Origin of the sequence: Pseudomonas sp. R38(2017), from assembly GCF_002112395.1 — a bacterium.
Taxonomy (GTDB): domain Bacteria; phylum Pseudomonadota; class Gammaproteobacteria; order Pseudomonadales; family Pseudomonadaceae; genus Aquipseudomonas.
The window spans coordinates 157,001-180,799 of sequence record NZ_NEHN01000006.1; the positions used below are offsets into that span (position 1 = coordinate 157,001).

21 protein-coding genes are annotated in these 23,799 nt (G+C 58.6%); 18 read left to right on the forward strand and 3 right to left on the reverse strand.

Annotated features, from left to right (window positions below; all coding sequences use genetic code 11):
- Positions 1 to 127: 127 nt before the first annotated feature.
- Entirely contained in the window at positions 128 to 499 is a 372-nt protein-coding gene (locus tag CAF87_RS16780; RefSeq protein WP_085733707.1) for a hypothetical protein, read from the forward strand.
- Positions 500 to 550: 51 nt separating this feature from the next.
- Here CAF87_RS16780 and CAF87_RS16785 read toward each other — a convergent pair whose 3' ends face one another.
- Positions 551 to 2,146 (reverse strand): beta (1-6) glucans synthase, encoded by a 1,596-nt coding sequence (locus tag CAF87_RS16785; protein ID WP_085733706.1) that lies wholly within the window; start codon positions 2,144 to 2,146, stop codon positions 551 to 553.
- 287 nt (positions 2,147 to 2,433) lie between these two features.
- On the opposite strand from CAF87_RS16785, the gene CAF87_RS16795 reads away from it, so the two are divergent.
- The 3 genes from CAF87_RS16795 to CAF87_RS16805 all read left to right on the forward strand — a co-directional run bounded on the left by CAF87_RS16795 (position 2,434) and on the right by CAF87_RS16805 (position 5,482).
- The gene (locus tag CAF87_RS16795) at positions 2,434 to 3,285 is read left to right on the forward strand and encodes a glycine betaine ABC transporter substrate-binding protein (RefSeq protein ID WP_085733705.1); all 852 of its coding nucleotides are present in this window, start codon (positions 2,434 to 2,436) and stop codon (positions 3,283 to 3,285) included.
- Between the two features lie 230 nt (positions 3,286 to 3,515).
- Positions 3,516 to 3,827 carry a DUF485 domain-containing protein gene (locus CAF87_RS16800; protein WP_085733704.1) on the forward strand — a complete coding sequence of 104 codons (312 nt, stop codon included), beginning with the start codon at positions 3,516 to 3,518 and terminating at the stop codon, positions 3,825 to 3,827.
- A complete protein-coding gene (locus CAF87_RS16805; protein ID WP_085733703.1) occupies positions 3,824 to 5,482 on the forward strand; it encodes a cation acetate symporter in 1,659 nt (552 codons plus the stop codon). Before CAF87_RS16800 ends, CAF87_RS16805 begins: the two co-directional genes overlap by 4 nt.
- 916 nt (positions 5,483 to 6,398) lie before the next feature.
- Here CAF87_RS16805 and gltA read toward each other — a convergent pair.
- Entirely contained in the window at positions 6,399 to 7,688 is a 1,290-nt protein-coding gene (gene gltA, locus CAF87_RS16810; protein ID WP_007959044.1) for a citrate synthase, read from the reverse strand.
- Positions 7,689 to 8,052: 364 nt separating this feature from the next.
- Between gltA and sdhC the strand changes: the two genes are divergently transcribed.
- From sdhC to CAF87_RS16870, 12 genes are all read left to right on the forward strand, one after another.
- Positions 8,053 to 8,427 (forward strand): succinate dehydrogenase, cytochrome b556 subunit, encoded by a 375-nt coding sequence (gene sdhC / locus CAF87_RS16815; RefSeq protein ID WP_011333113.1) that lies wholly within the window; start codon positions 8,053 to 8,055, stop codon positions 8,425 to 8,427.
- Positions 8,421 to 8,789, forward strand: a complete 369-nt coding sequence (sdhD, locus tag CAF87_RS16820; RefSeq protein ID WP_085710546.1) for a succinate dehydrogenase, hydrophobic membrane anchor protein — start codon at positions 8,421 to 8,423, stop codon at positions 8,787 to 8,789. Before sdhC ends, sdhD begins: the two co-directional genes overlap by 7 nt.
- A gap of 3 nt (positions 8,790 to 8,792) precedes the next feature.
- Complete coding sequence (gene sdhA, locus CAF87_RS16825; RefSeq protein WP_085710547.1) at positions 8,793 to 10,565, forward strand: succinate dehydrogenase flavoprotein subunit; 1,773 nt, start codon at positions 8,793 to 8,795, stop codon at positions 10,563 to 10,565.
- An 11-nt stretch (positions 10,566 to 10,576) separates the two neighbouring features.
- On the forward strand, positions 10,577 to 11,281 hold the full coding sequence (locus tag CAF87_RS16830; RefSeq protein WP_065260469.1) for a succinate dehydrogenase iron-sulfur subunit: 705 nt from the start codon (positions 10,577 to 10,579) through the stop codon (positions 11,279 to 11,281).
- A gap of 274 nt (positions 11,282 to 11,555) precedes the next feature.
- The gene (locus CAF87_RS16835) at positions 11,556 to 14,387 is read left to right on the forward strand and encodes a 2-oxoglutarate dehydrogenase E1 component (protein ID WP_085732274.1); all 2,832 of its coding nucleotides are present in this window, start codon (positions 11,556 to 11,558) and stop codon (positions 14,385 to 14,387) included.
- A gap of 42 nt (positions 14,388 to 14,429) precedes the next feature.
- Entirely contained in the window at positions 14,430 to 15,650 is a 1,221-nt protein-coding gene (gene odhB / locus CAF87_RS16840; RefSeq protein ID WP_085732275.1) for a 2-oxoglutarate dehydrogenase complex dihydrolipoyllysine-residue succinyltransferase, read from the forward strand.
- 97 nt (positions 15,651 to 15,747) lie between these two features.
- Positions 15,748 to 17,184: a dihydrolipoyl dehydrogenase gene (gene lpdA, locus CAF87_RS16845; RefSeq protein ID WP_085732276.1), complete on the forward strand. Its 1,437-nt coding sequence runs from the start codon at positions 15,748 to 15,750 to the stop codon at positions 17,182 to 17,184.
- Between the two features lie 199 nt (positions 17,185 to 17,383).
- Positions 17,384 to 18,550 carry an ADP-forming succinate--CoA ligase subunit beta gene (gene sucC / locus CAF87_RS16850; RefSeq protein ID WP_085732277.1) on the forward strand — a complete coding sequence of 389 codons (1,167 nt, stop codon included), beginning with the start codon at positions 17,384 to 17,386 and terminating at the stop codon, positions 18,548 to 18,550.
- Entirely contained in the window at positions 18,550 to 19,431 is an 882-nt protein-coding gene (gene sucD, locus CAF87_RS16855; protein WP_085732278.1) for a succinate--CoA ligase subunit alpha, read from the forward strand. Before sucC ends, sucD begins: the two co-directional genes overlap by 1 nt.
- A gap of 330 nt (positions 19,432 to 19,761) precedes the next feature.
- On the forward strand, positions 19,762 to 21,075 hold the full coding sequence (gene brnQ / locus CAF87_RS16860) for a branched-chain amino acid transport system II carrier protein (protein WP_085732279.1): 1,314 nt from the start codon (positions 19,762 to 19,764) through the stop codon (positions 21,073 to 21,075).
- 151 nt (positions 21,076 to 21,226) lie between these two features.
- A complete protein-coding gene (locus CAF87_RS16865; protein ID WP_085732280.1) occupies positions 21,227 to 21,964 on the forward strand; it encodes a DUF599 domain-containing protein in 738 nt (245 codons plus the stop codon).
- On the forward strand, positions 21,964 to 22,365 hold the full coding sequence (locus CAF87_RS16870) for an MAPEG family protein (protein ID WP_085732281.1): 402 nt from the start codon (positions 21,964 to 21,966) through the stop codon (positions 22,363 to 22,365). Before CAF87_RS16865 ends, CAF87_RS16870 begins: the two co-directional genes overlap by 1 nt.
- Before the next feature lie 76 nt (positions 22,366 to 22,441).
- Here CAF87_RS16870 and CAF87_RS16875 read toward each other — a convergent pair whose 3' ends face one another.
- Entirely contained in the window at positions 22,442 to 22,678 is a 237-nt protein-coding gene (locus CAF87_RS16875) for a hypothetical protein (protein WP_085682944.1), read from the reverse strand.
- 158 nt (positions 22,679 to 22,836) lie between these two features.
- Here CAF87_RS16875 and CAF87_RS16880 point away from each other — a divergent pair, with 158 nt between their 5' ends.
- On the forward strand, positions 22,837 to 23,313 hold the full coding sequence (locus tag CAF87_RS16880; protein WP_085732282.1) for a PaaI family thioesterase: 477 nt from the start codon (positions 22,837 to 22,839) through the stop codon (positions 23,311 to 23,313).
- Complete coding sequence (locus CAF87_RS16885) at positions 23,310 to 23,762, forward strand: PaaI family thioesterase (protein ID WP_085710558.1); 453 nt, start codon at positions 23,310 to 23,312, stop codon at positions 23,760 to 23,762. Before CAF87_RS16880 ends, CAF87_RS16885 begins: the two co-directional genes overlap by 4 nt.
- Positions 23,763 to 23,799 lie beyond the last annotated feature (37 nt).

Here is a 23,799-nt window from a genome sequence, read left to right on the forward strand (position 1 = left end):
ATTCGGGGTAATAGTAGCCGGACGATACACTTTGCGCGGATCGAATGACTAGTTAAGAGTTGTTAGTTCTTGCACACGGCTGGCAGGCGATTAAGCTGGCCGCCGATTTCATCGTTTGGAGTGTTCCATGTCCCGCCGCTTGCCCGTGATTTTGCTGCTCGTTCTTTTGCCGTTATGGCTGGCCGCCAGTTATGGCGCGCGTTATGGCTTCATGGAGGACGCGCAGTGGGTGGGCATCTGCGTTGACGAGGCGAGCCGTTGGGAATGCTCGGTGCGCTCGAACCTGGGCCTGATGATTCATTTCCAGATGCTCGGCTGGGCGGCGGTCGCAGCTGCGGTGATCGGTTTTGTCGTGCCGGGACGGGCAGGGTGGTGGCTGGCGGTGCTGGCGCTGGTGTTCGGGTTTCCGGCGCTGGCGTTGTACAACACCACGCTGGCGGTGTTTGCGGTGGTGATTGCAGGGCTGCGATTGGTTCGGGAGTCCCGCGTCGTCAACTGACTGGTCGTGCTGCATCGCGGGCTCGCCCGCGATGCTTTCAGAGACTGAAGGTCAGACTTTGAGAACCCGCAGGCAGCGCCACAATGCGGCCACCATCAACCCGCTGACCAGCGCCCAGCCCCAGGCCTGCTGGTTCTGCAAGCCTTCACGGAACAACTGCGGCGCGATGCATGCCCCGATGATGAAGGTCAGCAGGGCAATCTCCCGGTGGGCCACCGGCACCGGACGGCACAGGTAAACCAGCGCCGGCAGAATGAACGCCGCACTCGCGAAGCTGCGATAGCGCGGATCGAACACCATCTCCAGCACCATTACCGCAGCTGCAAAACCGGCCGCCGCAACCAGCCAGCCGGCGTGTCGTTCGAAGGCATTGAAGGCGCGCGCACGCCAACCGCTGCGGGCGCTCAAGGCGAGTGCGGCATGGGCCAGCACCAGCAGATTCAGCACCGTCAGCAGACCGACCCACACCCATTCGCTGGCGAAGCGCGTGGTCAGCCATGCGAGGTTGGCCCAGGCACCGATCGAGCAAGCGGCGAGGGCGCCGAGCAATGGCAGTGCCAGTGCTGAGTCCGTGGTGCGAACCCGGCCGCCAAGCACCAACGTGCCGACAAAGATCAGACCGCCGAGTGCCAGCCAGCGCGACCAGTCAGGCACGTTCGACACCGGTCCGGCCAGCACGCCTTTGTCCTGGCGATCCGCATCGAACAGCCCCCAGTAACCGCCGACCGCACCTTCGCTGCCGCGCTTCCACGGCTGGTCGAAAGCTTCGATCAGGTTGTAATGCCAGCCCTGCTGTTCGGCGAGGGTGACAAAACCACGAATGAACCTGGCTTCGTTGACCCGGCTCGGCAATGCGGTCTCCCGCTGACGGCCTTCGCTCGGCCAGCCGGTTTCGCCAATCATCACGTCTTTGGGGGCAAACTTGTTGCCGAACACCTGACGCACATCGGCCACGTGTTGCAGGGCGGCGTCGATGTTCGAAGGATCATCTTCCCAGTACGGCAGCAAGTGAATGGTCAGGAAATCCACCGCCGGTGCGACTTCCGGGTGCTTGAGCCAGAACTCCCAGACATCGGCGTAGGTCACGGGTTGCTTGATGTGGTTCTTGACCTTGTTGATCAGCTTCGCCAGTTGCGCGCCGGTGACTTCCTTGCGCAGCAAGGCTTCGTTGCCGACGATCACCGCGCTGACCACATCCGGGTTGGCGTTGGCCGAGGCGATCAGCAGATCGACTTCTTTCTCGGTGTCGACCGGGTTGCTGTTGACCCAGGCGCCGATCATCAGCTTCAAACCATGCTTGCGCGCCAGATCCGGCAGGGCTTCGAGGCCGGTCATGGAATAGGTGCGGATGCATTCGAAGCGGGTGGCGAGCAGGGCGAGGTCGGCGTCCATGCGCTCCGGGCGCAGTTTGAACGGTACGTCGAACGGCGACTGATCCTTGTCGAACGGGGTGTAGGAGGCGCACTGCAACTTGTGGGTCGGAGTGGCGACGTCCGGCAGGATCACCGGTTTGCCGAGGCCGTACCAGAAGCCACAAAGCGCAAACAGGCCGAGCAGGCAGGCGAACAGATAAGGAAGAAAAGGGAAGCGGGAGGATGCGGACATGGTCAGGCCGAGTGGCTGCAAAGCGACGCATGTTACCTGCATTTATAGAGGGGTTGGTGGCCCGCATGCGTTTGACATGCAAAGTTCGGGCGGATTGTCTGGCGCCAATTATCCGGTTGCAGTTAATGGCTTTCTGATGTCGTTTCTCGTTGTATCAAGGTCGCTGACAGAGCAGGTCGCTGTGTGCGTCAGGTTGATGATCGGACTCGTCAGTACTCCGCTGATGTTCGAACGAGTTTGCGGTCAGGCGTGATGGGGGCGCTGTGCACCATAACAATACGTTGACGATGCCCGGCATCCGTCGGGCGCAGCATTTCGGGGAAGTAACGATGAAGATGCGACGACTTTTAGGCGCAGGTGCCGCTCTGGTGCTTGCGATGAGCTCCACTTTCGCCAGCGCTGAAAAACAGACCCTGAACATCGGTTACGTTGACGGCTGGTCCGACAGCGTCGCGACCACCCATGTGGCGGCCGAGGTGATTAAACAAAAACTTGGCTACGACGTGAAACTCCAGGCTGTCGCCACCGGGATCATGTGGCAGGGCGTTGCCACCGGCAAACTCGACGCCATGCTGTCGGCCTGGCTGCCGGTGACTCACGGCGAATACTGGGCGAAGAACAAGGATCTGGTCGTCGATTACGGCCCGAACTTCAAGGACGCGAAAATCGGCCTGATCGTGCCCGAGTACGTCAAAGCCAAATCCATCGAAGACCTGAAAACCGACGACAGCTTCAAGAATCGCATCGTCGGCATCGACGCCGGCTCAGGCGTGATGCTCAAGACCGACCAGGCGATCAAGGATTACGGCTTGACCGGTTACACCCTCAAGGCCAGTTCCGGCGCCGGCATGATCGCCGAGCTGACCCGCGCCGAGAAAAAGAACGAATCCATTGCCGTGACCGGTTGGGTGCCGCACTGGATGTTCGCCAAGTGGAAACTGCGCTTCCTCGACGACCCGAAAGGTGTGTATGGCGCGGCTGAAACCGTGAACAGCATCGGCAGCAAGGAGCTGGAGGCCAAGGCGCCGGAAGTGGCGAAGTTCCTGAAGAACTTCCAGTGGGCCTCCAAAGACGAAATCGGTCAGGTCATGCTGGCGATTCAGGACGGTGCCAAACCTGAAGCCGCCGCAAAGGACTGGGTCGCCAAACACCCGGACCGCGTGGCTGAATGGACCAAGTAATATAAGTCGAAGCGTCTAGTCTGCGCTTCCCAGGGCCGCCCGGCATCACCGCCGGGCGGCCTTTTTTATGTCGCTTCTTTTTATAAGGGATGTTGGTCGTTTTCGAGCGGTCTGGAAATTGGCAAAAACGCCATGGCGTTCTACTACTAAGGTCGTCTGGAAGCCGGCTCGCAGCCGCATACAGTGGATACGTTCCAAAAATAAAAATCTGTGCTGCGAGGATAAAAACAATGAACGACAGCATTTACCTCTCTATTCAGAACAGCCCGCGCTTCAAGGAGCTGGTGAAAAAAAGGGAAAGGTTCGCCTGGATACTCTCGGCGATCATGCTAGGGCTCTACTCCGGTTTCATTCTGCTGATCGCGTACGGGCCGCAACTGCTCGGGACCAAGATCAGTGCCGGTTCATCGATCACCTGGGGCATCCCCATCGGTGTCGGGCTGATTGTCTCGGCCTTCATCCTGACCGGTATCTACGTGCGCCGCGCCAATGGCGAGTTCGACGACCTGAACAATGCGATTCTCAAGGAGGCTCAGCAATGATCCGGCGTCTACTGGCTCTTTTGAGCATCGCAGCGTTCGCTCCAGCCGCCTGGGCTGCTGACGCCCTGACTGGCGAAGTCCACAAACAACCGCTCAACGTTTCCGCGATCGTCATGTTCGTGGTGTTCGTCGGCGCGACTCTGTGCATCACTTACTGGGCGTCCAAACGCAACAAGTCGGCTGCCGACTACTATGCGGCGGGCGGCAAGATCACCGGTTTCCAGAACGGTCTGGCAATCGCCGGTGACTACATGTCGGCGGCATCCTTCCTGGGGATTTCCGCGCTGGTGTTCACCTCCGGCTACGACGGCCTGATCTACTCGATCGGCTTCCTGGTGGGCTGGCCGATCATTCTGTTCCTGATCGCCGAGCGTCTGCGTAACCTGGGTAAATACACCTTTGCCGACGTGGCGTCCTACCGCCTCGGGCAGACCCAGATCCGCACACTGTCTGCCTGCGGTTCGCTGGTGGTGGTGGCGTTCTACCTGATCGCGCAAATGGTCGGTGCCGGCAAGCTGATCCAGCTGCTGTTCGGTCTCGACTACCACGTTGCGGTGATTCTGGTCGGTATCCTGATGTGCCTGTACGTGCTGTTCGGCGGCATGCTGGCGACCACCTGGGTGCAGATCATCAAGGCGGTGCTGTTGCTGTCCGGTGCCTCGTTCATGGCGCTGATGGTGATGAAGCATGTCAACTTCGACTTCAACACCCTGTTCTCCGAGGCCATCAAGGTTCACGCCAAGGGTGAAGCGATCATGAGCCCGGGCGGTCTGGTAAAAGACCCGATCTCGGCATTCTCCCTGGGGCTGGCACTGATGTTCGGTACCGCCGGCCTGCCGCACATCCTGATGCGCTTCTTCACCGTGAGCGACGCGAAAGAAGCCCGTAAGAGCGTGCTGTATGCGACCGGTTTCATCGGCTACTTCTACATCCTGACCTTCATCATCGGCTTCGGCGCGATCCTGCTGGTCAGCACCAACCCGGCCTTTAAAGATGCGGCGGGCGCACTGCTCGGCGGCAACAACATGGCGGCGGTACACCTGGCGAACGCCGTGGGCGGCAGCGTGTTCCTCGGCTTCATCTCGGCGGTGGCGTTCGCGACCATCCTGGCGGTAGTGGCCGGCCTGACCCTGGCGGGTGCTTCGGCGGTGTCTCACGACCTGTACGCCAGCGTGATCAAGAAGGGCAAGGCCAACGAGAAGGATGAAATCCGCGTTTCGAAGATCACCACCGTCGCGCTGGGCGTCTTGGCTATCGGCCTGGGCATCCTGTTCGAAAGCCAGAACATTGCGTTCATGGTTGGCCTGGCGTTCTCCATTGCGGCGAGCTGCAACTTCCCGGTGCTGCTGCTTTCGATGTACTGGAAGAAGCTGACCACTCGCGGTGCGATGGTTGGTGGCTGGCTGGGGCTGGTGAGTGCGGTGGGGCTGATGATTCTTGGTCCGACCATCTGGGTCCAGATCCTGCACAACGAGAAGGCGATCTTCCCTTACGAGTATCCTGCGCTGTTTTCGATGATCATTGCGTTCATCGGCATCTGGTTCTTCTCGGTCACCGACAAGTCGGCGGCGGCTGAGAACGAGCGTGCGCTGTTCTTTCCGCAGTTTGTGCGTTCGCAGACTGGGTTGGGGGCTAGTGGGGCGGTTTCGCACTGAGGCTTCTAGGTTGAATATGTAGGTTGAGTTGGATGGAAATGCCCTGGTCGAGAGATTGGGGCATTTTTTTGTGGGCGGTTATCGGACTTTCTTTGGGTGGTTTTGGTTTGTGTGTATATCCGTTGCTGCGGTAACGGCTTCTTAGGGTTTCGCCCTTACGGCGAGTCACCTTTTCCAAACGCCGAAAAGGTAACCCAAAAGGCTTTACCCTGACGTACGGCCCTCGCTGTGGCTCGGGTTCCTTCGCTCCGGGATCGATCCGGGGGCATCGCCTACGGTTTGCTTCGCTGCACCTCCTCTCGATGCATGCGGCTGCGCCGCACGGTCGCTGCGCTCCCACCCCCGGATCAATCCCTCCACTCAGCCTGCCGACGGGCCCTGCGATCAAAAGCGGTACTCGAGCTAACGCTCATCGTTTTGAGTGGGGGGGGCGGGGCGTGTTTGGCTTTTGCGGCGGGGTTGGCTGAGAGGGCTAGGGAGAGGGGCTCTTGATCTGGCTTTTGCTCTGGCTCTGGATCTGCTTTTGATCTCCAGCCCCTTCGGCAGGCCGAGCGGAGGTGTCCATCAGGGGGTAGGCGCGCAGCGCCGTGCGGCGAAGCCGCATACATCGAGAGGAGGTGCAGCGAAGCAAACCGTAGGCGATGCCCCCTGATGGACACCGTAGCGAGGGAACACTGAGCCTAAGCGAAGTGCCGTACGCCGGGGCAAAAGCCTTTTGGTTCCTTTTTGGCGTTTGAAAAAGGGACTCGCTGTAAGAGCGAAACCGCCAGCGGCAGCACCCGAAGCAATGGATATACACCCAATCAACAAAAAACAGTCGGTCCAAAGGCCGCTGAGATGAAACAAACAAAAAACGGCCCCCATTCTCATGGAGGCCGTTTCCGATACTGCTTAAGACGCTATCGCAAGACAGCTCTTATTTGCGGTCTTCCAGCTTGGTGATATCCCGCGACTCATAACCAGTGTACAGCTGACGTGGACGGCCAATCTTGTACGGGCTGGAGAGCATTTCCTTCCAGTGCGAAATCCAGCCGACAGTACGTGCCAAGGCGAAGATCACAGTGAACATGCTGGTAGGAATGCCGATCGCCTTGAGGATGATCCCCGAGTAGAAGTCGACGTTCGGGTACAGCGAGCGCTCGATGAAGTACGGGTCGGTCAGGGCGATCTCTTCCAGGCGCATGGCCAGTTCGAGTTGCGGATCGTTCTGGATGCCCAGTTCTTTCAATACTTCGTCGCAGGTCTGCTTCATGACAGTCGCGCGAGGGTCGCGGTTCTTGTAGACGCGGTGACCGAAGCCCATCAGCTTGAACGGGTCGTTCTTGTCCTTGGCCTTGGCGATGAACTTGTCGATGTTCGAGACATCGCCGATTTCATCGAGCATGGTCAGCACGGCTTCGTTCGCACCGCCGTGGGCAGGGCCCCAGAGTGCGGCGATACCGGCGGCGATACAGGCGAACGGGTTCGCACCCGAGGAGCCCGCCAGACGCACGGTGGAGGTCGAAGCGTTCTGCTCGTGGTCGGCGTGGAGGATGAAGATCCGGTCCATGGCCTTGGCGAGTACCGGGCTGATCGGTTTGATCTCGCACGGGGTGTTGAACATCATGTGCAGGAAGTTTTCCGCGTACGACAGATCGTTGCGCGGGTACATCATGGGTTGGCCCATGGAGTACTTGTAAACCATCGCGGCCAGGGTCGGCATCTTGGCAACCAGGCGGATCGCGGAGATTTCACGATGCTGCGGGTTATTGATGTCGAGGGAGTCGTGGTAGAAGGCCGAGAGGGCGCCGACTACACCACACATGACGGCCATCGGGTGGGCGTCACGGCGGAAGCCGTTGAAGAAGGTTTTCAGCTGCTCGTGAACCATGGTGTGGTTCTTCACGGTGCCGACGAACTGAGCCTTCTGTTCTGCGGTAGGCAGTTCGCCGTTCAGCAACAGGTAGCAGGTTTCCAGGTAGTCCGACTTTTCAGCCAGCTGTTCGATCGGGTAGCCGCGGTGCAGCAGGATGCCGTTGTCGCCATCGATATAGGTGATCTTCGATTCGCAGGAAGCGGTCGACATGAAACCGGGGTCGAAAGTGAAGCGGCCCGTGGCCGTGAGGCCCCGAACATCGATTACATCGGGACCAACGGTGCCGGTTAAAATGGGCAGCTCGACGGGGGCTGCGCCCTCGATGATCAACTGCGCTTTTTTGTCAGCCATGTGGCCTCCTATTTATGCTTGAAATCATCAGACAGACCCCCCACGCAGGGCCCGCACCACTATAGTGAGATAAATTCGAATGTCAATTTGCCTAAAGTCTTGCTCCAGAAGGCTTTAACCGCACTTTTTCCTCGAAATTGCCTGCCATTTACGCCTTTTATACAACTTGTGCAATCAGCTATTGGAGGTAGGCGATTGCGTTGTCATTAGTAGCCTAACTGTCTATACTCGGCGACCGACCGCCAAGGGCTTTTGGGCTTGCTTTCATTGGGGGTCGCATCCCTGGGTGGTGGTTACCTGACCAGTGCACTCCCCAACAACTTTGCCCTGATTGTTAGGGGCTCTTCAGTGTGAAAAAAAAGCCGTGAAAAGCCAACGACCTGTAAACCTAGACCTAAGGACCATCAAACTCCCCATCACCGGCGTTACGTCGTTTCTTCACCGTGTTTCCGGCATCATCCTCTTCCTGGGCCTCGGCATCATGCTTTATGCATTGGGCAAATCCCTGGGTTCCGAGGAAGGTTATGTCGAGGTGAAGGCATGCTTGACCAGCCCGCTGGCCAAGTTCGTAGCATGGGGCCTCCTGTCCGCTCTGCTGTATCACCTGGTTGCCGGTGTGCGCCACTTGATCATGGACATGGGCATCGGTGAGACGCTGGAAGGCGGCCGCCTGGGCTCGAAACTGATCATCGCCGTTTCCGTGGTGCTGATCGTTCTGGCAGGAGTTTGGATATGGTAACCAGCGTTACAAACCTTTCGCGTTCGGGCCTCTATGACTGGATGGCACAGCGTGTGTCTGCGGTCGTTCTCGCGGCTTATTTCATTTTCCTGATCGGCTACCTCGCCGCTCACCCGGGCATCGGCTATGAACAATGGCATGGCCTGTTCGCCCACAACGGAATGCGTATCTTCAGTCTGCTGGCACTGGTTGCCCTGGGCGCTCACGCCTGGGTCGGCATGTGGACCATCGCGACCGACTACCTGACGCCGATGGCGCTGGGCAAGTCCGCGACTGCAGTACGTTTCCTTTTCCAGGCAGTATGCGGCGTCGCGATGTTCGCTTACTTCGTCTGGGGTGTGCAGATTCTCTGGGGTATCTGATTCATGGCTAACATTCCAACGATTTCTTTCGACGCCATCATCATTGGTGGCGGCGGTGCCGGCATGCGCGCTGCGCTGCAGCTGGCACAGGGCGGTCACAAGACTGCCGTGATCACCAAGGTCTTCCCGACCCGTTCGCACACTGTATCCGCCCAAGGCGGCATCACCTGCGCCATCGCGTCGGCCGACCCGAACGATGACTGGCGCTGGCACATGTACGATACCGTCAAGGGCTCCGACTACATCGGTGACCAGGACGCTATCGAATACATGTGTCAGGAAGGCCCGGCTGCCGTTTTCGAGCTGGATCACATGGGTCTGCCGTTTTCGCGTACCGAAACCGGTCGTATCTATCAGCGTCCGTTCGGCGGTCAGTCGAAGGATTACGGTAAAGGCGGGCAGGCTGCCCGTACCTGCGCCGCTTCCGACCGTACCGGTCACGCGCTGCTGCACACCCTTTATCAGGGCAACCTGAAAGCCGGTACTACGTTCCTGAACGAGTACTACGCTGTCGATCTGGTCAAGAACGACGCAGGCGACTTCGTCGGTGTGATCGCAATCTGTATCGAAACCGGTGAAACCACCTACATCCGCGCCAAGGCCACCGTGCTGGCGACCGGCGGTGCAGGCCGTATCTACGCATCCACCACCAACGCCCTGATCAACACTGGTGACGGCGTCGGCATGGCTCTGCGTGCTGGCGTGCCGGTACAAGACATTGAAATGTGGCAGTTCCACCCGACCGGCATCGCCGGCGCCGGTGTACTGGTTACCGAAGGTTGCCGTGGTGAAGGTGGTTACCTGATCAACAAGCACGGCGAGCGTTTCATGGAGCGTTATGCTCCGAACGCAAAAGACCTTGCCGGTCGTGACGTGGTTGCCCGCTCGATGGTTAAAGAAATCATCGCCGGCAACGGTTGCGGTCCGAATGGCGACCACGTAATGCTCAAACTCGACCACCTGGGCGAGGAAGTGCTGCACAGCCGTCTGCCAGGCATCTGCGAACTGTCGAAGACTTTCGCGCACGTTGACCCGGTGGTTGCTCCGGTTCCGGTTGTTCCGACCTGCCACTACATGATGGGCGGCGTTGCCACCAACATTCACGGCCAGGCAATCACCCAGAACGCCGAAGGCGTGGACCAGATCATTCCTGGTCTGTTCGCCGTAGGTGAAGTGGCTTGCGTATCGGTTCACGGCGCCAACCGTCTGGGCGGCAACTCGCTGCTCGACCTGGTGGTCTTCGGTCGCGCTGCCGGCCTGCACCTCGAGAAAGCTCTGACTGACGGCATCGAATACGATGACGCCACCGAAGCCAACATCGAAGCTGCCCTGGCACGCCTGAGCGCACTGAACAACCGTACCGACGGCGAAGACGTCGCTACCCTGCGTCGCGAGCTGCAAAGCTGCATGCAGAACTACTTCGGTGTATTCCGTACCGGCGAATACATGCAGAAGGGTATTGCCCAGCTGGCCGATCTGCGCAAGCGCATCGCCAACGTGAAGATCAACGATAAGTCGCAGGCGTTCAACACTGCACGTATCGAAGCGCTGGAACTGCAAAACCTGCTGGAAGTGGCTGAAGCTACCGCCATTGCTGCCGAAGTACGTAAAGAGTCCCGCGGCGCTCACGCCCGTGAAGACTTCGAAGACCGTGACGACGAAAACTGGCTGTGCCACACCCTGTACTTCCCGGGTGAGAAACGTGTCGCCAAGCGTGCCGTGAACTTCTCGCCGAAGACTGTTCCGACTTTCGAACCAAAAGTCCGGACTTATTAAGGGTGACCGCCATGTTGAAAGTCAGTGTTTATCGTTACAACCCTGATCAGGACGCTGCGCCGTTCATGCAGGAATTCCAGGTCGATACCGGTGGTAAGGACCTGATGGTGCTGGACGTGCTGGCCCTGATCAAAGAGCAGGACGAAGGTTTCTCCTATCGTCGCTCCTGCCGTGAAGGTGTCTGCGGCTCCGACGGCATGAACATCAACGGCAAGAACGGCCTGGCGTGCATCACGCCGCTGTCCGCTGTCGTCAAAGGTAACAAGCTGGTCATCCGTCCTCTGCCAGGTTTGCCGGTTATCCGTGACCTGGTCGTCGATATGAGCATCTTCTACAAGCAATACGAGAAGGTTAAGCCATTCCTGCAGAACGACACGCCGGCTCCAGCCATCGAGCGTCTGCAGTCCCCTGAAGAGCGTGAAAAACTCGATGGTCTGTACGAGTGCATCCTGTGCGCCTGCTGCTCGACCTCTTGCCCGTCCTTCTGGTGGAACCCGGACAAATTCCTGGGTCCAGCTGCACTGCTGCAAGCGTACCGCTTCCTGGCAGACAGCCGTGACACCAAGACATCCGAGCGTCTGGCGTCCCTCGATGACCCGTTCAGCGTCTTCCGCTGCCGGGGCATCATGAACTGCGTCAACGTATGTCCGAAAGGCCTGAACCCGACTAAGGCCATCGGTCACATCCGTAACATGCTGCTTTCGAGCGGCGTGTGATTCAGAAGCTGTAACTGCCGCTGTAAAAAGCGGCAGCGCTGTACCCGTAGAGGGCTTAGGCGCGGGCTTCAACCCGCGCCATGGCTATAACCAGAGCAGCAGCCATAAGCTGCGGCTCTTATTTTGAAGAAATGAGACAAGCAGGGGCATCCGGGCTGGTACCCGGACTATCAGTGTGATCCTAAGTGGCTTGTTTTGGTCGCTGCATTCGGACTTCTGCAAGTTTGCTCGGTGTCGACACCGATGGTGTTCCCCTAACCGAGGGTGACCAAGCATGCAAGAAAGCGTGATGCAGCGCATGTGGAACAGCGCCTACCTTTCAGGTGGAAACGCTGCCTATGTGGAAGAGCTTTATGAGCTCTACCTGCACGACCCTAACGCTGTGCCAGAAGAGTGGCGCACCTACTTTCAGAAGCTGCCCGCCGACGGCGGCTCTGCCACCGATGTTTCGCACTCCACAATTCGCGATCATTTCGTGCTGCTGGCAAAGAACCAGCGCCGCGCCCAACCGGTTTCCGCCGGCAGCGTGAGCAGTGAGCACGAGAAGAAGCAAGTTGAAGTGCTGCGATTGATCCAGGCCTACCGTATGCGTGGCCACCAGGCAGCCCAGCTTGACCCGCTGGGACTGTGGCAGCGTCCTGCACCTGCAGACCTGTCGATCAATCATTACGGCTTGACCAATGCCGATCTTGATACGACCTTCCGTGCCGGCGACCTGTTCATCGGCAAAGAGGAAGCGAGCCTACGCGAAATTCACGAAGCGTTGCAGCAGACATATTGCCGCACCATCGGCGCTGAATTTACGCACATCACCGATTCCGAGCAGCGCCAGTGGTTCCAGCAGCGTCTGGAAAGCGTACGTGGCCGTCCGGAATACTCCGCCGACATCAAGAGCCATCTGCTCGAGCGCGTGACTGCCGGTGAAGGCCTGGAAAAATACCTGGGTACCAAATACCCGGGCACCAAGCGTTTCGGTCTGGAAGGCGGCGAAAGCCTGATTCCGATGCTCGATGAACTGATCCAGCGTTCCGGTTCCTACGGTACCAAGGAAGTCGTCATCGGCATGGCCCACCGTGGCCGTCTGAACGTGCTGGTCAACACCTTCGGCAAGAACCCGCGCGAGCTGTTCGACGAGTTCGAAGGCAAGAAGAAGGTCGAGCTGGGTTCCGGTGACGTTAAATACCACCAGGGCTTCTCGTCCAACGTGATGACCGCCGGCGGTGAAGTTCACCTGGCCATGGCGTTCAACCCGTCCCACCTGGAAATCGTTTCCCCGGTGGTTGAAGGTTCGGTGCGTGCCCGCCAGGACCGTCGCAACGACGCGACCGGCGAGAAGGTGCTGCCGATCTCCATCCACGGTGACGCGGCATTCGCCGGTCAAGGCGTGGTGATGGAAACCTTCCAGATGTCGCAGACCCGCGGTTTCAAGACCGGCGGTACCGTGCACATCGTGATCAACAACCAGGTCGGTTTCACCATCAGCAACCCGCTGGACTCGCGTTCCACCGAGTACGCCACCGACGTTGCGAAGATGATCCAGGCGCCGATCCTCCATGTGAATGGCGATGATCCGGAAGCCGTATTGTTCGTGACCCAGCTGGCCATCGACTACCGCATGCAGTTCAAGCGTGACGTAGTGATCGACCTGGTCTGCTACCGTCGTCGCGGCCACAACGAGGCCGACGAGCCAAGCGGCACCCAGCCTCTGATGTATCAGCAGATCACCAAGCAGCGCACCACCCGTGAGCTGTACGCTGATCGTCTGACCCAGGCCGGTGTGCTGGACGCAGAGCGTGTTCAGGCGAAAGTCGACGAATACCGCAACGCGCTGGACAACGGTCTGCACGTAGTGAAATCGCTGGTCAAAGAGCCGAACAAAGAGCTGTTCGTGGACTGGCGTCCGTATCTGGGCCACGCCTGGACTGCGCGTCACGACACTCGCTTCGATCTGAAGACCCTGCAGGAACTGTCCGCCAAGCTGCTGGAAATTCCAGAAGGCTTCGTGGTTCAGCGCCAGGTCGCGAAGATCTACGAAGACCGTCAGAAGATGCAAGCCGGCGGCCTGCCGATCAACTGGGGTTACGCTGAAACCATGGCGTACGCGACCCTGGCATTCGAAGGTCACCCGATCCGCATGACCGGTCAGGACATCGGCCGCGGTACGTTCTCGCACCGTCACGCTGTTCTGCACAACCAGAAAGATGCCGGCACCTATATTCCGCTGAAACACCTGTACGAAGGTCAGCCACGCTTCGACCTGTACGACTCGTTCCTGTCGGAAGAAGCGGTACTGGCGTTTGAATACGGTTACTCGACCACCACGCCGAACGCGCTGGTGATCTGGGAAGCCCAGTTCGGCGACTTCGCCAACGGTGCACAGGTTGTTATCGACCAGTTCATCACCAGCGGCGAGCACAAGTGGGGCCGTCTCTGCGGTCTGACCATGCTGCTGCCGCACGGCTACGAAGGCCAGGGCCCTGAGCACAGCTCGGCGCGTCTTGAGCGTTACCTGCAGCTGTGCGCCGAGCACAACATTCAGGTGTGCATGCCGACCACGCCGGCCCAGATCTACCACTTGCTGCGCCGTCAGGTGATCCGCCCGCTGCGCAAGCCGCTGGTAGTGCTGACTCCAAAGTCGCTGCTGCGTCACAAACTGGCAATCTCGACGCTGGAAGATCTGGCCGAAGGTTCGTTCCAGACCGTTATCCCGGAAATCGATGCACTGGACCCGAAAAAGGTCGAGCGCGTGGTTCTGTGCAGCGGCAAGGTCTACTACGACCTGCTGGAAAAACGCCGTGCCGAAGGCCGCGAAGATATCGCCATCGTGCGTATCGAGCAGCTGTACCCATTCCCTGAGGACGACTTGAAAGAAGTCCTGGCTCCTTACACCAACGCCAAAGCGGCTGTCTGGTGCCAGGAAGAGCCGATGAACCAGGGCGCCTGGTACTGCAGCCAGCACCACCTGCGTCGCAGCATCAGCAACCTCAACAAATCTCTCGTACTCGAGTACGCGGGCCGTGAGGCTTCTGCTGCACCTGCATGTGGTTACGCATCGATGCACGCCGAGCAGCAGGAAAAACTGCTGCAAGACGCGTTTACCGTTTAACGCCTTCGCGCACCTGAAACCGAATTTAAGGAACCACAGACAATGGCTATCGAGATCAAAGCCCCCACTTTCCCGGAATCGGTTGCCGATGGCACCGTTGCCACCTGGCACAAACAACCGGGCGACGCCGTCAAGCGTGACGAGCTGATCGTCGACATCGAAACCGACAAAGTCGTACTGGAAGTGCTGGCTACCGCCGACGGCGTGCTGGGCGCGATCGTCAAGGGCGAGGGCGACACCGTCCTGTCCGACGAAGTCCTGGGCTCCATCGTTGAAGGCGGCGCTGCTGCCGCTGCTCCGGCTGCCGCTGCTGCTCCGGCCGCTGCTGCCGCTGCCCCGGCTGCTGCCGGCGCTGACGAAGATGCGATCGCTGCTCCGGCTGCTCGCAAGCTGGCCGAAGAAAACGGCATCAACCTGGCTTCCGTAAAGGGCACTGGCAAAGACGGCCGTGTGACCAAGGAAGACGTGGTTGCTGCTGTTGAAGCCAAGAAAGCCGCTCCGGCTGCTGCGCCGAAGGCCGCTGCTCCGGCCGCTGCCGCTCCTGTGTTCGCTGCTGGCGACCGCGTCGAGAAGCGCGTTCCGATGACCCGCGTTCGTGCCACCGTTGCCAAGCGTCTGGTTGAAGCCCAGTCGAACATGGCGATGCTGACCACTTTCAACGAAGTCGACATGACCGAAGTCATGGCCCTGCGTTCGAAGTACAAGGATCTGTTCGAGAAGTCCCACAACGGCGTACGCCTGGGCTTCATGTCGTTCTTCGTGAAGGCTGCCACCGAAGCGCTGAAACGCTTCCCGGCGGTCAACGCTTCGATCGACGGCAACGACATCGTTTACCACGGTTATGCCGACATCGGCGTTGCTGTTTCCAGCGACCGTGGCCTGGTAGTTCCGGTTCTGCGTAACGCCGAACACATGAGCCTGGCTGAAATCGAAGGCGGCATCGCCACCTTCGGCAAGAAAGCCCGTGACGGCAAACTGTCGATGGACGAAATGACCGGTGGTACCTTCACCATCACCAACGGTGGTACCTTCGGTTCGATGATGTCGACCCCGATCGTCAACCCGCCGCAGGCAGCGATTCTGGGCATGCACAACATCATCCAGCGTCCGATGGCCATCAACGGTCAGGTCGTTATCCGTCCGATGATGTACCTGGCACTGTCCTACGATCACCGTTTGATCGATGGCAAAGAAGCTGTGACTTTCCTGGTGACCATCAAGAACCTGCTGGAAGATCCGGCTCGTCTGTTGCTGGATATCTGATAGAAGCGGCCATGAGCTGCAGGTTTCAGGCTGCCGGAAACGGCAGTCTGGCTTGCAGCTTGCGGCTTGAAGCTTTTCGCTAAAGAGGATTTTTTGAATGTCGCAGAAATTTGACGTAGTAGTGATCGGTGCGGGCCCTGGCGGCTACGTGGCAGCTATCAAGGCCGCGCAACTCGGCCTGAGCACTGCCTGCATCGAGAAGTACACCGATGCTGAAGGCAAGCAAGCCCTGGGCGGCACCTGCCTGAACGTAGGCTGCATTCCTTCCAAGGCGCTGCTGGACAGCTCCTGGAAATACAAGGAAGCGAAAGAGAGCTTCAACGTCCACGGTATCTCGACCGGCGAAGTCAAAATGGACGTCGCTGCGATGGTTGGCCGCAAGGCTGGCATCGTCAAGAACCTGACCGGTGGCGTTGCCACCTTGTTCAAGGCCAACGGCGTTACTTCGATCCAGGGCCACGGCAAACTGCTGGCCGGCAAGAAAGTCGAAGTCACCAAGCCGGACGGCTCGGTTGAAGTCATCGAAGCTGAAAACGTCATCCTGGCTCCGGGTTCGCGTCCGATCGACATTCCACCGGCTCCGGTTGATCAGAAAGTCATCGTCGATTCGACTGGCGCTCTGGAATTCCAATCCGTACCTAAGCGTCTGGGCGTGATCGGCGCTGGCGTGATCGGTCTGGAACTGGGTTCGGTATGGTCGCGTCTGGGTGCAGAAGTGACTGTCCTGGAAGCTCTGGACACCTTCCTGATGGCAGCGGACACCGCTGTTTCCAAGGAAGCGCTGAAAACCCTGACCAAACAAGGTCTGGACATCAAGCTGGGCGCTCGCGTAACCGGTTCGAAAGTGAACGGCGACGAAGTCGTTGTGAACTACACCGATGCCAACGGCGAACAGACCATCACCTTCGACAAGCTGATCGTAGCCGTTGGTCGCCGTCCGGTGACCACTGATCTGCTGGCTGCCGACAGCGGCGTGACCCTGGACGAGCGCGGTTTCGTGCACGTTGACGATCACTGCGCTACCACCGTACCGGGCGTCTTCGCCATCGGTGACGTGGTTCGCGGCATGATGCTGGCTCACAAGGCCTCGGAAGAGGGCATCATGGTTGTCGAGCGCATCAAGGGCCACAAGGCTCAGATGAACTATGACCTGATCCCTTCGGTTATTTATACTCACCCGGAAATCGCATGGGTTGGTAAAACCGAGCAGGCCTTGAAAGCTGAAGGCGTTGAAGTTAACGTCGGCACCTTCCCGTTCGCAGCATCCGGCCGTGCCATGGCCGCCAACGATACCGGTGGTTTCGTCAAGGTCATCGCCGATGCCAAGACTGACCGCGTATTGGGCGTGCACGTGATTGGCCCGAGCGCTGCAGAACTGGTTCAGCAGGGCGCGATCGGTATGGAATTCGGCACCAGCGCTGAAGACTTGGGCATGATGGTTTTCTCCCATCCGACCCTGTCTGAAGCCTTGCACGAAGCCGCTCTGGCAGTGAATGGCGGCGCCATCCACATTGCCAACCGCAAGAAGCGTTAAGACACAATAAGAAACCACGGCGGTTCGGCCCGTCGTGAGCCTTGCGTGCAAGACTCACCGCGGAATGTCCGCTGGACGCAGCCTTGCGTAGCTGCACCGGGTATCCGGAAAGGCTACGCAAGCAGCAGTCACAGGTGGCGCGGCACTCATCAAGAGCGCAGCGCCGAATGCGCAGTACCTAACGAAGACGGTAAAAAGCATGAATCTTCACGAGTATCAGGGTAAGCAGCTGTTCGCTGAATACGGCCTGCCAGTTTCCACTGGTTATGCAGTAGACACCCCGGAAGCAGCAGCAGAAGCTTGCGACAAAATCGGCGGCAACGAGTGGGTTGTCAAAGCCCAGGTCCACGCCGGTGGTCGCGGTAAAGCGGGCGGCGTAAAGCTGGTTCGCAGCAAAGAAGACGCCAAAGCCTTCGCACAGCAGTGGCTGGGCAAGCGTCTGGTGACTTACCAGACTGATGCCAATGGCCAGCCAGTCACCAAAATCCTGGTTGAATCGTGCACTGATATCGCTAAAGAGCTGTACCTGGGCGCTGTCGTTGACCGTTCGAGCCGTCGCATCGTGTTCATGGCTTCCACCGAAGGTGGCGTGGACATCGAGAAAATCGCTCACGACACTCCAGAAAAAATTCTGAAAGCCACTATCGATCCACTGGTTGGCGCTCAGCCATTCCAGGGTCGCGAGCTGGCATTCCAGCTGGGTCTGGAAGGCAAGCAGGTTGCCCAGTTCGCCAAGATCTTCGTAGGTCTGGCCAAGCTGTTCAAGGATCACGACCTGGCTCTGCTGGAAGTGAACCCGCTGGTGATCAAGGCTGACGGCGATCTGCACTGCCTGGACGCCAAGATCAACATCGACGCCAACGCAATGTACCGTCAGCCTAAGCTGAAGACTTTCCACGATCCGTCGCAAGACGATCCGCGCGAAGCGCACGCTGCCAAGTTCGAACTGAACTATGTAGCGCTGGAAGGCAACATCGGCTGCATGGTGAACGGTGCCGGCCTGGCCATGGGTACCATGGACATCGTCAACCTGCACGGCGGCAAGCCAGCCAACTTCCTCGACGTAGGTGGCGGTGCTACCAAAGAACGCGTTACCGAAGCATTCAAAATCATTCTGTCCGACACCAATGTCGCTGCAGTACTGGTTAACATCTTCGGCGGCATCGTTCGTTGCGACATGATTGCCGAAGGCATCATCGGTGCAGTGAAAGAAGTCGGCGTGAAAATCCCGGTTGTTGTTCGTCTTGAAGGCAACAACGCTGAACTGGGCGCTAAAGTACTGGCAGAGAGCGGTTTGAACATCATCGCTGCTACCAGCCTGACCGACGCTGCTCAACAAGTCGTTAAAGCTGCGGAGGGCAAGTAATGAGCGTCCTGATCAATAAAGACACCAAAGTTATCTGCCAGGGTATTACCGGTTCGCAAGGTAGCTTCCACACCCAGCAAGCCATCGAATACGGCACCAAGATGGTTGGCGGCGTAACTCCGGGCAAAGGCGGCACCGAGCACCTGGGTCTGCCAGTGTTCAACACCGTGAAAGACGCCGTAGCTGCCACTGGCGCCACCGCCAGCGTGATCTACGTTCCGGCTCCTTTCTGCAAGGACTCGATCCTGGAAGCAGCTTTCGGCGGCATCAAGCTGATCGTCTGCATCACCGAAGGCATTCCTACTCTGGACATGCTGGACGCTAAAGTTAAGTGCGACGAACTGGGTGTAATCCTGATCGGCCCTAACTGCCCAGGCGTAATCACCCCAGGCGAATGCAAGATCGGCATCATGCCAGGTCACATTCACTTGCCAGGCAAGGTCGGTATCGTTTCCCGTTCCGGCACCCTGACCTACGAAGCTGTCAAGCAGACTACTGACGCCGGTTTCGGTCAGTCGACTTGCGTCGGCATCGGTGGTGACCCGATCCCGGGTTCGAACTTCATCGACATCCTGAAACTGTTCCAGGAAGACCCGAAGACCGAAGCGATCGTGATGATCGGCGAGATCGGCGGTTCGGCTGAAGAAGAAGCGGCTGCCTACATCAAGGCTCACGTGACCAAGCCGGTTGTTTCCTACATCGCAGGTGTGACTGCTCCTCCGGGCAAGCGCATGGGCCATGCTGGCGCAATCATCTCCGGCGGCAAAGGCACTGCAGACGAGAAATTTGCTGCTCTGCAAGACGCAGGCGTGAAAACCGTGCGTTCGCTGGCAGACATCGGCAAGGCCCTGGCCGAGCTGACTGGTTGGACTGTCAAGTAAGCCTCGCGCTTAGCTGACGCTTTACCAAACAAAGGCCACCTTCGGGTGGCCTTTGTCGTTTCTGATGTTCGGTTTGACGATGGCGATTTATAGGCACCTGCCCAATTACATGCGAAAACGCGACACAGACACGTCGCGTATCGGATAGTTCGCCCTCAAACAGTGCGTTTGTCAGACAAATTCGTTAGGCTAGCAGCCATTTTTGCGTCTGCCGCCCACAAGGCATGCAACGCGCTAAACGGGTCAGTCCCATACGGATTGACAGCATTTCCCTAACCCCACAGGGAAATCCCCCTCTAAATTCCGATTCAGTAGTGTGGTATTTCCTTAATGAAAGTTTTGAAAGGTCAGGACATCCTGGCACTTGGCTTTATGACATTCGCCCTGTTCGTCGGGGCCGGCAACATCATCTTCCCGCCTATCGTCGGTTTGCAGTCCGGCCCCAACGTCTGGATGGCGGCGCTGGGCTTCCTGATCACGGCGGTCGGTCTGCCGGTGATCACCGTAGTCGCGCTGGCCAAGGTCGGCGGAGCGATGGATTCTCTGAGCAGCCCGATCGGCAAGATTGCCGGTGGCGTGCTGGCTGCGGCTTGCTATCTTGCGGTCGGCCCATTGTTCGCAACGCCGCGTACCGCGACTGTGTCGTTCGAAGTAGGCCTGGCACCGCTGACTGGCGAAAGCCCGCTGGCGCTGTTCCTCTACAGCTCGGTGTACTTCCTGCTGGTGTTCTTCATCTCGCTCTATCCGGGTCGTTTGCTGGATACCGTAGGACGCTTCCTCGCGCCGCTGAAGATCATCGCCCTGGCGGTACTCGGCATTGCTGCGTTTGCGCTGCCGGCGGGTGATATCGGTGTGGCTACTCCGGAATACGTCGCGGCACCGTTCTCTCAGGGCTTCATCAATGGTTACCTGACCATGGATACCTTGGGCGCTCTGGTGTTCGGCATCGTCATCGTCAACGCGATCCGCTCCCGTGGCGTCGAGTCGCCTGCGCTGATCACCCGTTACGCGATCATCGCCGGACTGATTGCCGGCGTCGGTCTGGCGCTGGTGTATGTCAGCCTGTTCCGTCTGGGTTCCGGCAGCCATGAAGTGGCCGCTGGCGCTACCAACGGCGCGGCGGTGCTGCACGCTTACGTGCAGCATACCTTCGGTTCGCTGGGCAGCGGTTTCCTTGCGGTGCTGATCTCCCTGGCGTGTCTCGTAACTGCGGTTGGCCTGACCTGCGCTTGTGCCGAGTACTTCAGCCGCGTGTTGCCACTGTCCTACAAGACGCTGGTGATCATCCTGGCTGCGTTCTCGCTGCTGGTGTCCAACCTGGGCCTGACCAAGCTGATCGCGTTCTCGATCCCGGTACTGACCGCGATCTACCCGCCATGCATCGTGCTGGTGGCCCTGAGTTTCTGCGCTGGGTTCTGGCATGAGCAGAGCCGCATCATGGGCCCGGTGATGCTGGTGTCGTTCGTATTTGGCACCATCGATGCGTTGAAAGGTGCTGGTCTGGCGGACTGGATGCCATCGCAACTGGCCCACCTGCCGCTGAGCGAGCAGGGTCTGGCGTGGCTGGTGCCGTCGGTCATGACCCTGGTGGTCGCCGTGGTTTGCGATCGCCTGCTGGGCAAGCGCGCCGAAGCCCTGGCATAAGATTGCCCGGCCGCCACAAGCGGCTTCCGAGCGATTAAACAGAAATGCCCCGTATCAATCGATACGGGGCATTTTTTATGGGCGTGAGGCAGTGTCTTTTTCTCTGAGCTAACGTCGAAGGGTTGCCGAAATCTTCATCACAGGGAATTGCATGTCATTCATCCAAGCCAATCAGATCCACTTGTTTGCCGCGCTCTGGTTCGTCATCTGCTGGGGCGGTTACACCCGTTATGCCACCTGGAAGGGCCGCGACACGGCGTGCCTGGCCAGCGTGTTGCACCTGTACCGCGAAGACTGGATGCGCCGCATGTTGCTGCGTGACAACCGCATCGCCGACACCAGCGTGATCGGCAACCTTGAGCGCAACGCCTCGTTCTTCGCTTCCAGCACGCTGATCATCCTGGCGGGCATTCTCACCGTGCTCGGCGCATCGGAACGTGCGGTGTCGTTGCTGGCGGATATTCCGATGGTGCAGCAGGCTTCCCAGGGCATGTCGGAAATCAAGTTGCTGTGCCTGGCGCTGGTGTTCGTCTACGCCTTCTTCACGTTCAGCTGGTGCATGCGCCAGTACAACTTCGCGGCGATCCTGATCGGCTCGGCGCCGATGATCGGCGAGCGACACGTGTCCGAGCAGGAGCGCAAGGCGTTCGCTTCGCGGGCGGCGCGGGTGATTTCAATGGCAGCCAACCAGTTCAACTTCGGTCTGCGTTCCTATTACTTCGGCATCAGCATGCTGGCATGGTTCGTCAGCCCGTGGCTGTTCATGCTGATGAGCGCGGGCGTGGTGCTGGTGTTGTATCGCCGCGAGTTTCATTCCGACGTACTTGATGTAATGGTCTATACCCCTACAGAGGCGCCATTGCCCGAAACGATCAAAGAGGCCGCTTGATGAGTATTCCGTTCTGGTGTGTGTTTATCAGTGCGTTGTTGATCTACGTGGCACGTATACCGGTGGGCAAGGCCATGAAAGAGCAGGGTGGTTACAACAACCACTTGCCGCGTCAGCAACAGGCGCAACTCACCGGCTACGGCGCCCGGGCACTGGCGGCACATCAGAACAGCATTGAAGCGTTCATCCTGTTTGCCGTTGGTGTGCTGATGGCGCATACCACGCAAACGGCGGGGTGGTTGATCGATACATTGGCGATCATCTTTGTGATCGCACGGGTTCTCTATCTGTGGTTCTACCTGGCCGATATTCCCAAGCTGCGCAGTCTGGTCTGGCTGGTCGGATTACTATGTTCATTGTTGCTGATGATTAGTCCGACTTTTAGAACCGCAATGCTCTAACAAGGCATTACCAAAAAATGACAGGCAAAAAAAACCCGCACTTGGCGGGTTTTCTTTTTTACCATCGAGAAGCGGCTTATTGCTTCTTGGCAGCTTCGTCTGCAGCGGCTGCGTTCGATTCGGCCTGATCTTTGGCGGCTTCGGCGTTTTCTTTCGCCGCGTCGTTCACTTTATCCTGAGCTTCATTCATTTTCTGCTGAGCTTGTTCAGCATGTTGGTTGGCATCTTGAGCTTTGTCCTCGGATTTTTTATCGCAGGCTGCGAGACCGAGGGAAGCGGTCAACATCAAGGCAATAGCTAAAGTCTTACGCATGGGGTGTTTCTCCTTATGGAAAATAACTACTGGCCTTAAGAGCGCAGCCCCAAGGGTTAAGTTCCTCATTTCTCTCAGATATATAAGTTTGTTTTGCAATGGAACTTTTGCTGTTCTTTCCACTACCGGGAACAATGACTGACAAGAGTAATGATCAAATGGCCGAAAACCCTGTTTTTGAGCGCGCGACCCGCTTTCTCTCGGCCCTGCGCCACTGCCAGGTACTGGGATTGAAAGTGCACAGCGCCAGCAGCGAAGGCCTGACGGTGGTCTTGCCGTACAGCGCACAAATCGTTGGCAACCCGCTGACCGGCGTGGTCCACGGCGGGGCGATCACGTCGCTGATGGACACCGCCTGCGGCATGGCTACCTTGTGCGTGCTGCCGGAATTCGAAGTCTGCCCGACCCTGGATTTACGCATCGACTATATGCACGCCGCCGAACCGCACAAAGATGTCTACGGTTTCGCCCAGTGCTACCGGGTCACCACCGACGTGATCTTCGCCCGGGGCTTCGCCTATCAGGACGATCCCGAGCACCCCATTGCCCATGTCGTCGGAACGTTCATGCGCATGGGCAAGGGACTCAAAGGTACCAAAGGCTTTGGTGGCGCGATCAAGGGAGAAAACCCATGAGCGATGATTTCAAGCAGCAACTGCAAGAAGCCCACGAGAAGGGTGACTACGCTCCGCTGCTGGCGTTGATTCCCTATGCCGGACTGATCGGCGTCGAGTGCGCTCGGGTCGGGGATGACCTGCTGTTCAAGCTGCCGGCGAACAAGGACAACATTGGTAACCCTTTATTGCCCGCGATTCACGGTGGAGTCATTGCCGGGTTCATGGAGTTGTCCGCTGCCCTGCATCTGTTGATTTTCACCGGTGCGCCCGGTGTGCCGAAGATCATCGACTTTTCCCTCGATTACCTGCGGGCCGGGCAGTTTCGCGATACCTGGGCACGTTGTCAGGTCTGCCGTCAGGGGCGGCGGGTTGCCAATGTCGCGGTCACGGCCTGGCAAAGCACCGAGAGCGAGCCGATTGCCACCGCCCGCGCCCACTTCAAAATCGACGAGCCCTTGAAATCCTGAACACCGCCCCCAACTCAGTGAACAACCCGCCGCAGGC

What these genes read in the sequence shown, in the direction of transcription:
- sucD (WP_085732278.1), top strand. Translation starts at nt 18,550, where the DNA reads ATGAGCGTCCTGATCAATAAAGACACCAAAGTTATCTGCCAGGGTATT.
- sdhD (WP_085710546.1), top strand. Translation starts at nt 8,421, where the DNA reads ATGGTAACCAGCGTTACAAACCTTTCGCGTTCGGGCCTCTATGACTGG.
- sucC (WP_085732277.1), top strand. Translation starts at nt 17,384, where the DNA reads ATGAATCTTCACGAGTATCAGGGTAAGCAGCTGTTCGCTGAATACGGC.
- CAF87_RS16800 (WP_085733704.1), top strand. Translation starts at nt 3,516, where the DNA reads ATGAACGACAGCATTTACCTCTCTATTCAGAACAGCCCGCGCTTCAAG.
- CAF87_RS16870 (WP_085732281.1), top strand. Translation starts at nt 21,964, where the DNA reads ATGAGTATTCCGTTCTGGTGTGTGTTTATCAGTGCGTTGTTGATCTAC.
- CAF87_RS16795 (WP_085733705.1), top strand. Translation starts at nt 2,434, where the DNA reads ATGAAGATGCGACGACTTTTAGGCGCAGGTGCCGCTCTGGTGCTTGCG.
- CAF87_RS16865 (WP_085732280.1), top strand. Translation starts at nt 21,227, where the DNA reads ATGTCATTCATCCAAGCCAATCAGATCCACTTGTTTGCCGCGCTCTGG.
- sdhA (WP_085710547.1), top strand. Translation starts at nt 8,793, where the DNA reads ATGGCTAACATTCCAACGATTTCTTTCGACGCCATCATCATTGGTGGC.
- CAF87_RS16805 (WP_085733703.1), top strand. Translation starts at nt 3,824, where the DNA reads ATGATCCGGCGTCTACTGGCTCTTTTGAGCATCGCAGCGTTCGCTCCA.
- gltA (WP_007959044.1), bottom strand. Translation starts at nt 7,688, where the DNA reads ATGGCTGACAAAAAAGCGCAGTTGATCATCGAGGGCGCAGCCCCCGTC.
- CAF87_RS16875 (WP_085682944.1), bottom strand. Translation starts at nt 22,678, where the DNA reads ATGCGTAAGACTTTAGCTATTGCCTTGATGTTGACCGCTTCCCTCGGT.
- CAF87_RS16885 (WP_085710558.1), top strand. Translation starts at nt 23,310, where the DNA reads ATGAGCGATGATTTCAAGCAGCAACTGCAAGAAGCCCACGAGAAGGGT.
- CAF87_RS16785 (WP_085733706.1), bottom strand. Translation starts at nt 2,146, where the DNA reads ATGCAGGTAACATGCGTCGCTTTGCAGCCACTCGGCCTGACCATGTCC.
- CAF87_RS16780 (WP_085733707.1), top strand. Translation starts at nt 128, where the DNA reads ATGTCCCGCCGCTTGCCCGTGATTTTGCTGCTCGTTCTTTTGCCGTTA.
- CAF87_RS16830 (WP_065260469.1), top strand. Translation starts at nt 10,577, where the DNA reads ATGTTGAAAGTCAGTGTTTATCGTTACAACCCTGATCAGGACGCTGCG.
- lpdA (WP_085732276.1), top strand. Translation starts at nt 15,748, where the DNA reads ATGTCGCAGAAATTTGACGTAGTAGTGATCGGTGCGGGCCCTGGCGGC.
- odhB (WP_085732275.1), top strand. Translation starts at nt 14,430, where the DNA reads ATGGCTATCGAGATCAAAGCCCCCACTTTCCCGGAATCGGTTGCCGAT.
- CAF87_RS16880 (WP_085732282.1), top strand. Translation starts at nt 22,837, where the DNA reads ATGGCCGAAAACCCTGTTTTTGAGCGCGCGACCCGCTTTCTCTCGGCC.
- brnQ (WP_085732279.1), top strand. Translation starts at nt 19,762, where the DNA reads ATGAAAGTTTTGAAAGGTCAGGACATCCTGGCACTTGGCTTTATGACA.
- CAF87_RS16835 (WP_085732274.1), top strand. Translation starts at nt 11,556, where the DNA reads ATGCAAGAAAGCGTGATGCAGCGCATGTGGAACAGCGCCTACCTTTCA.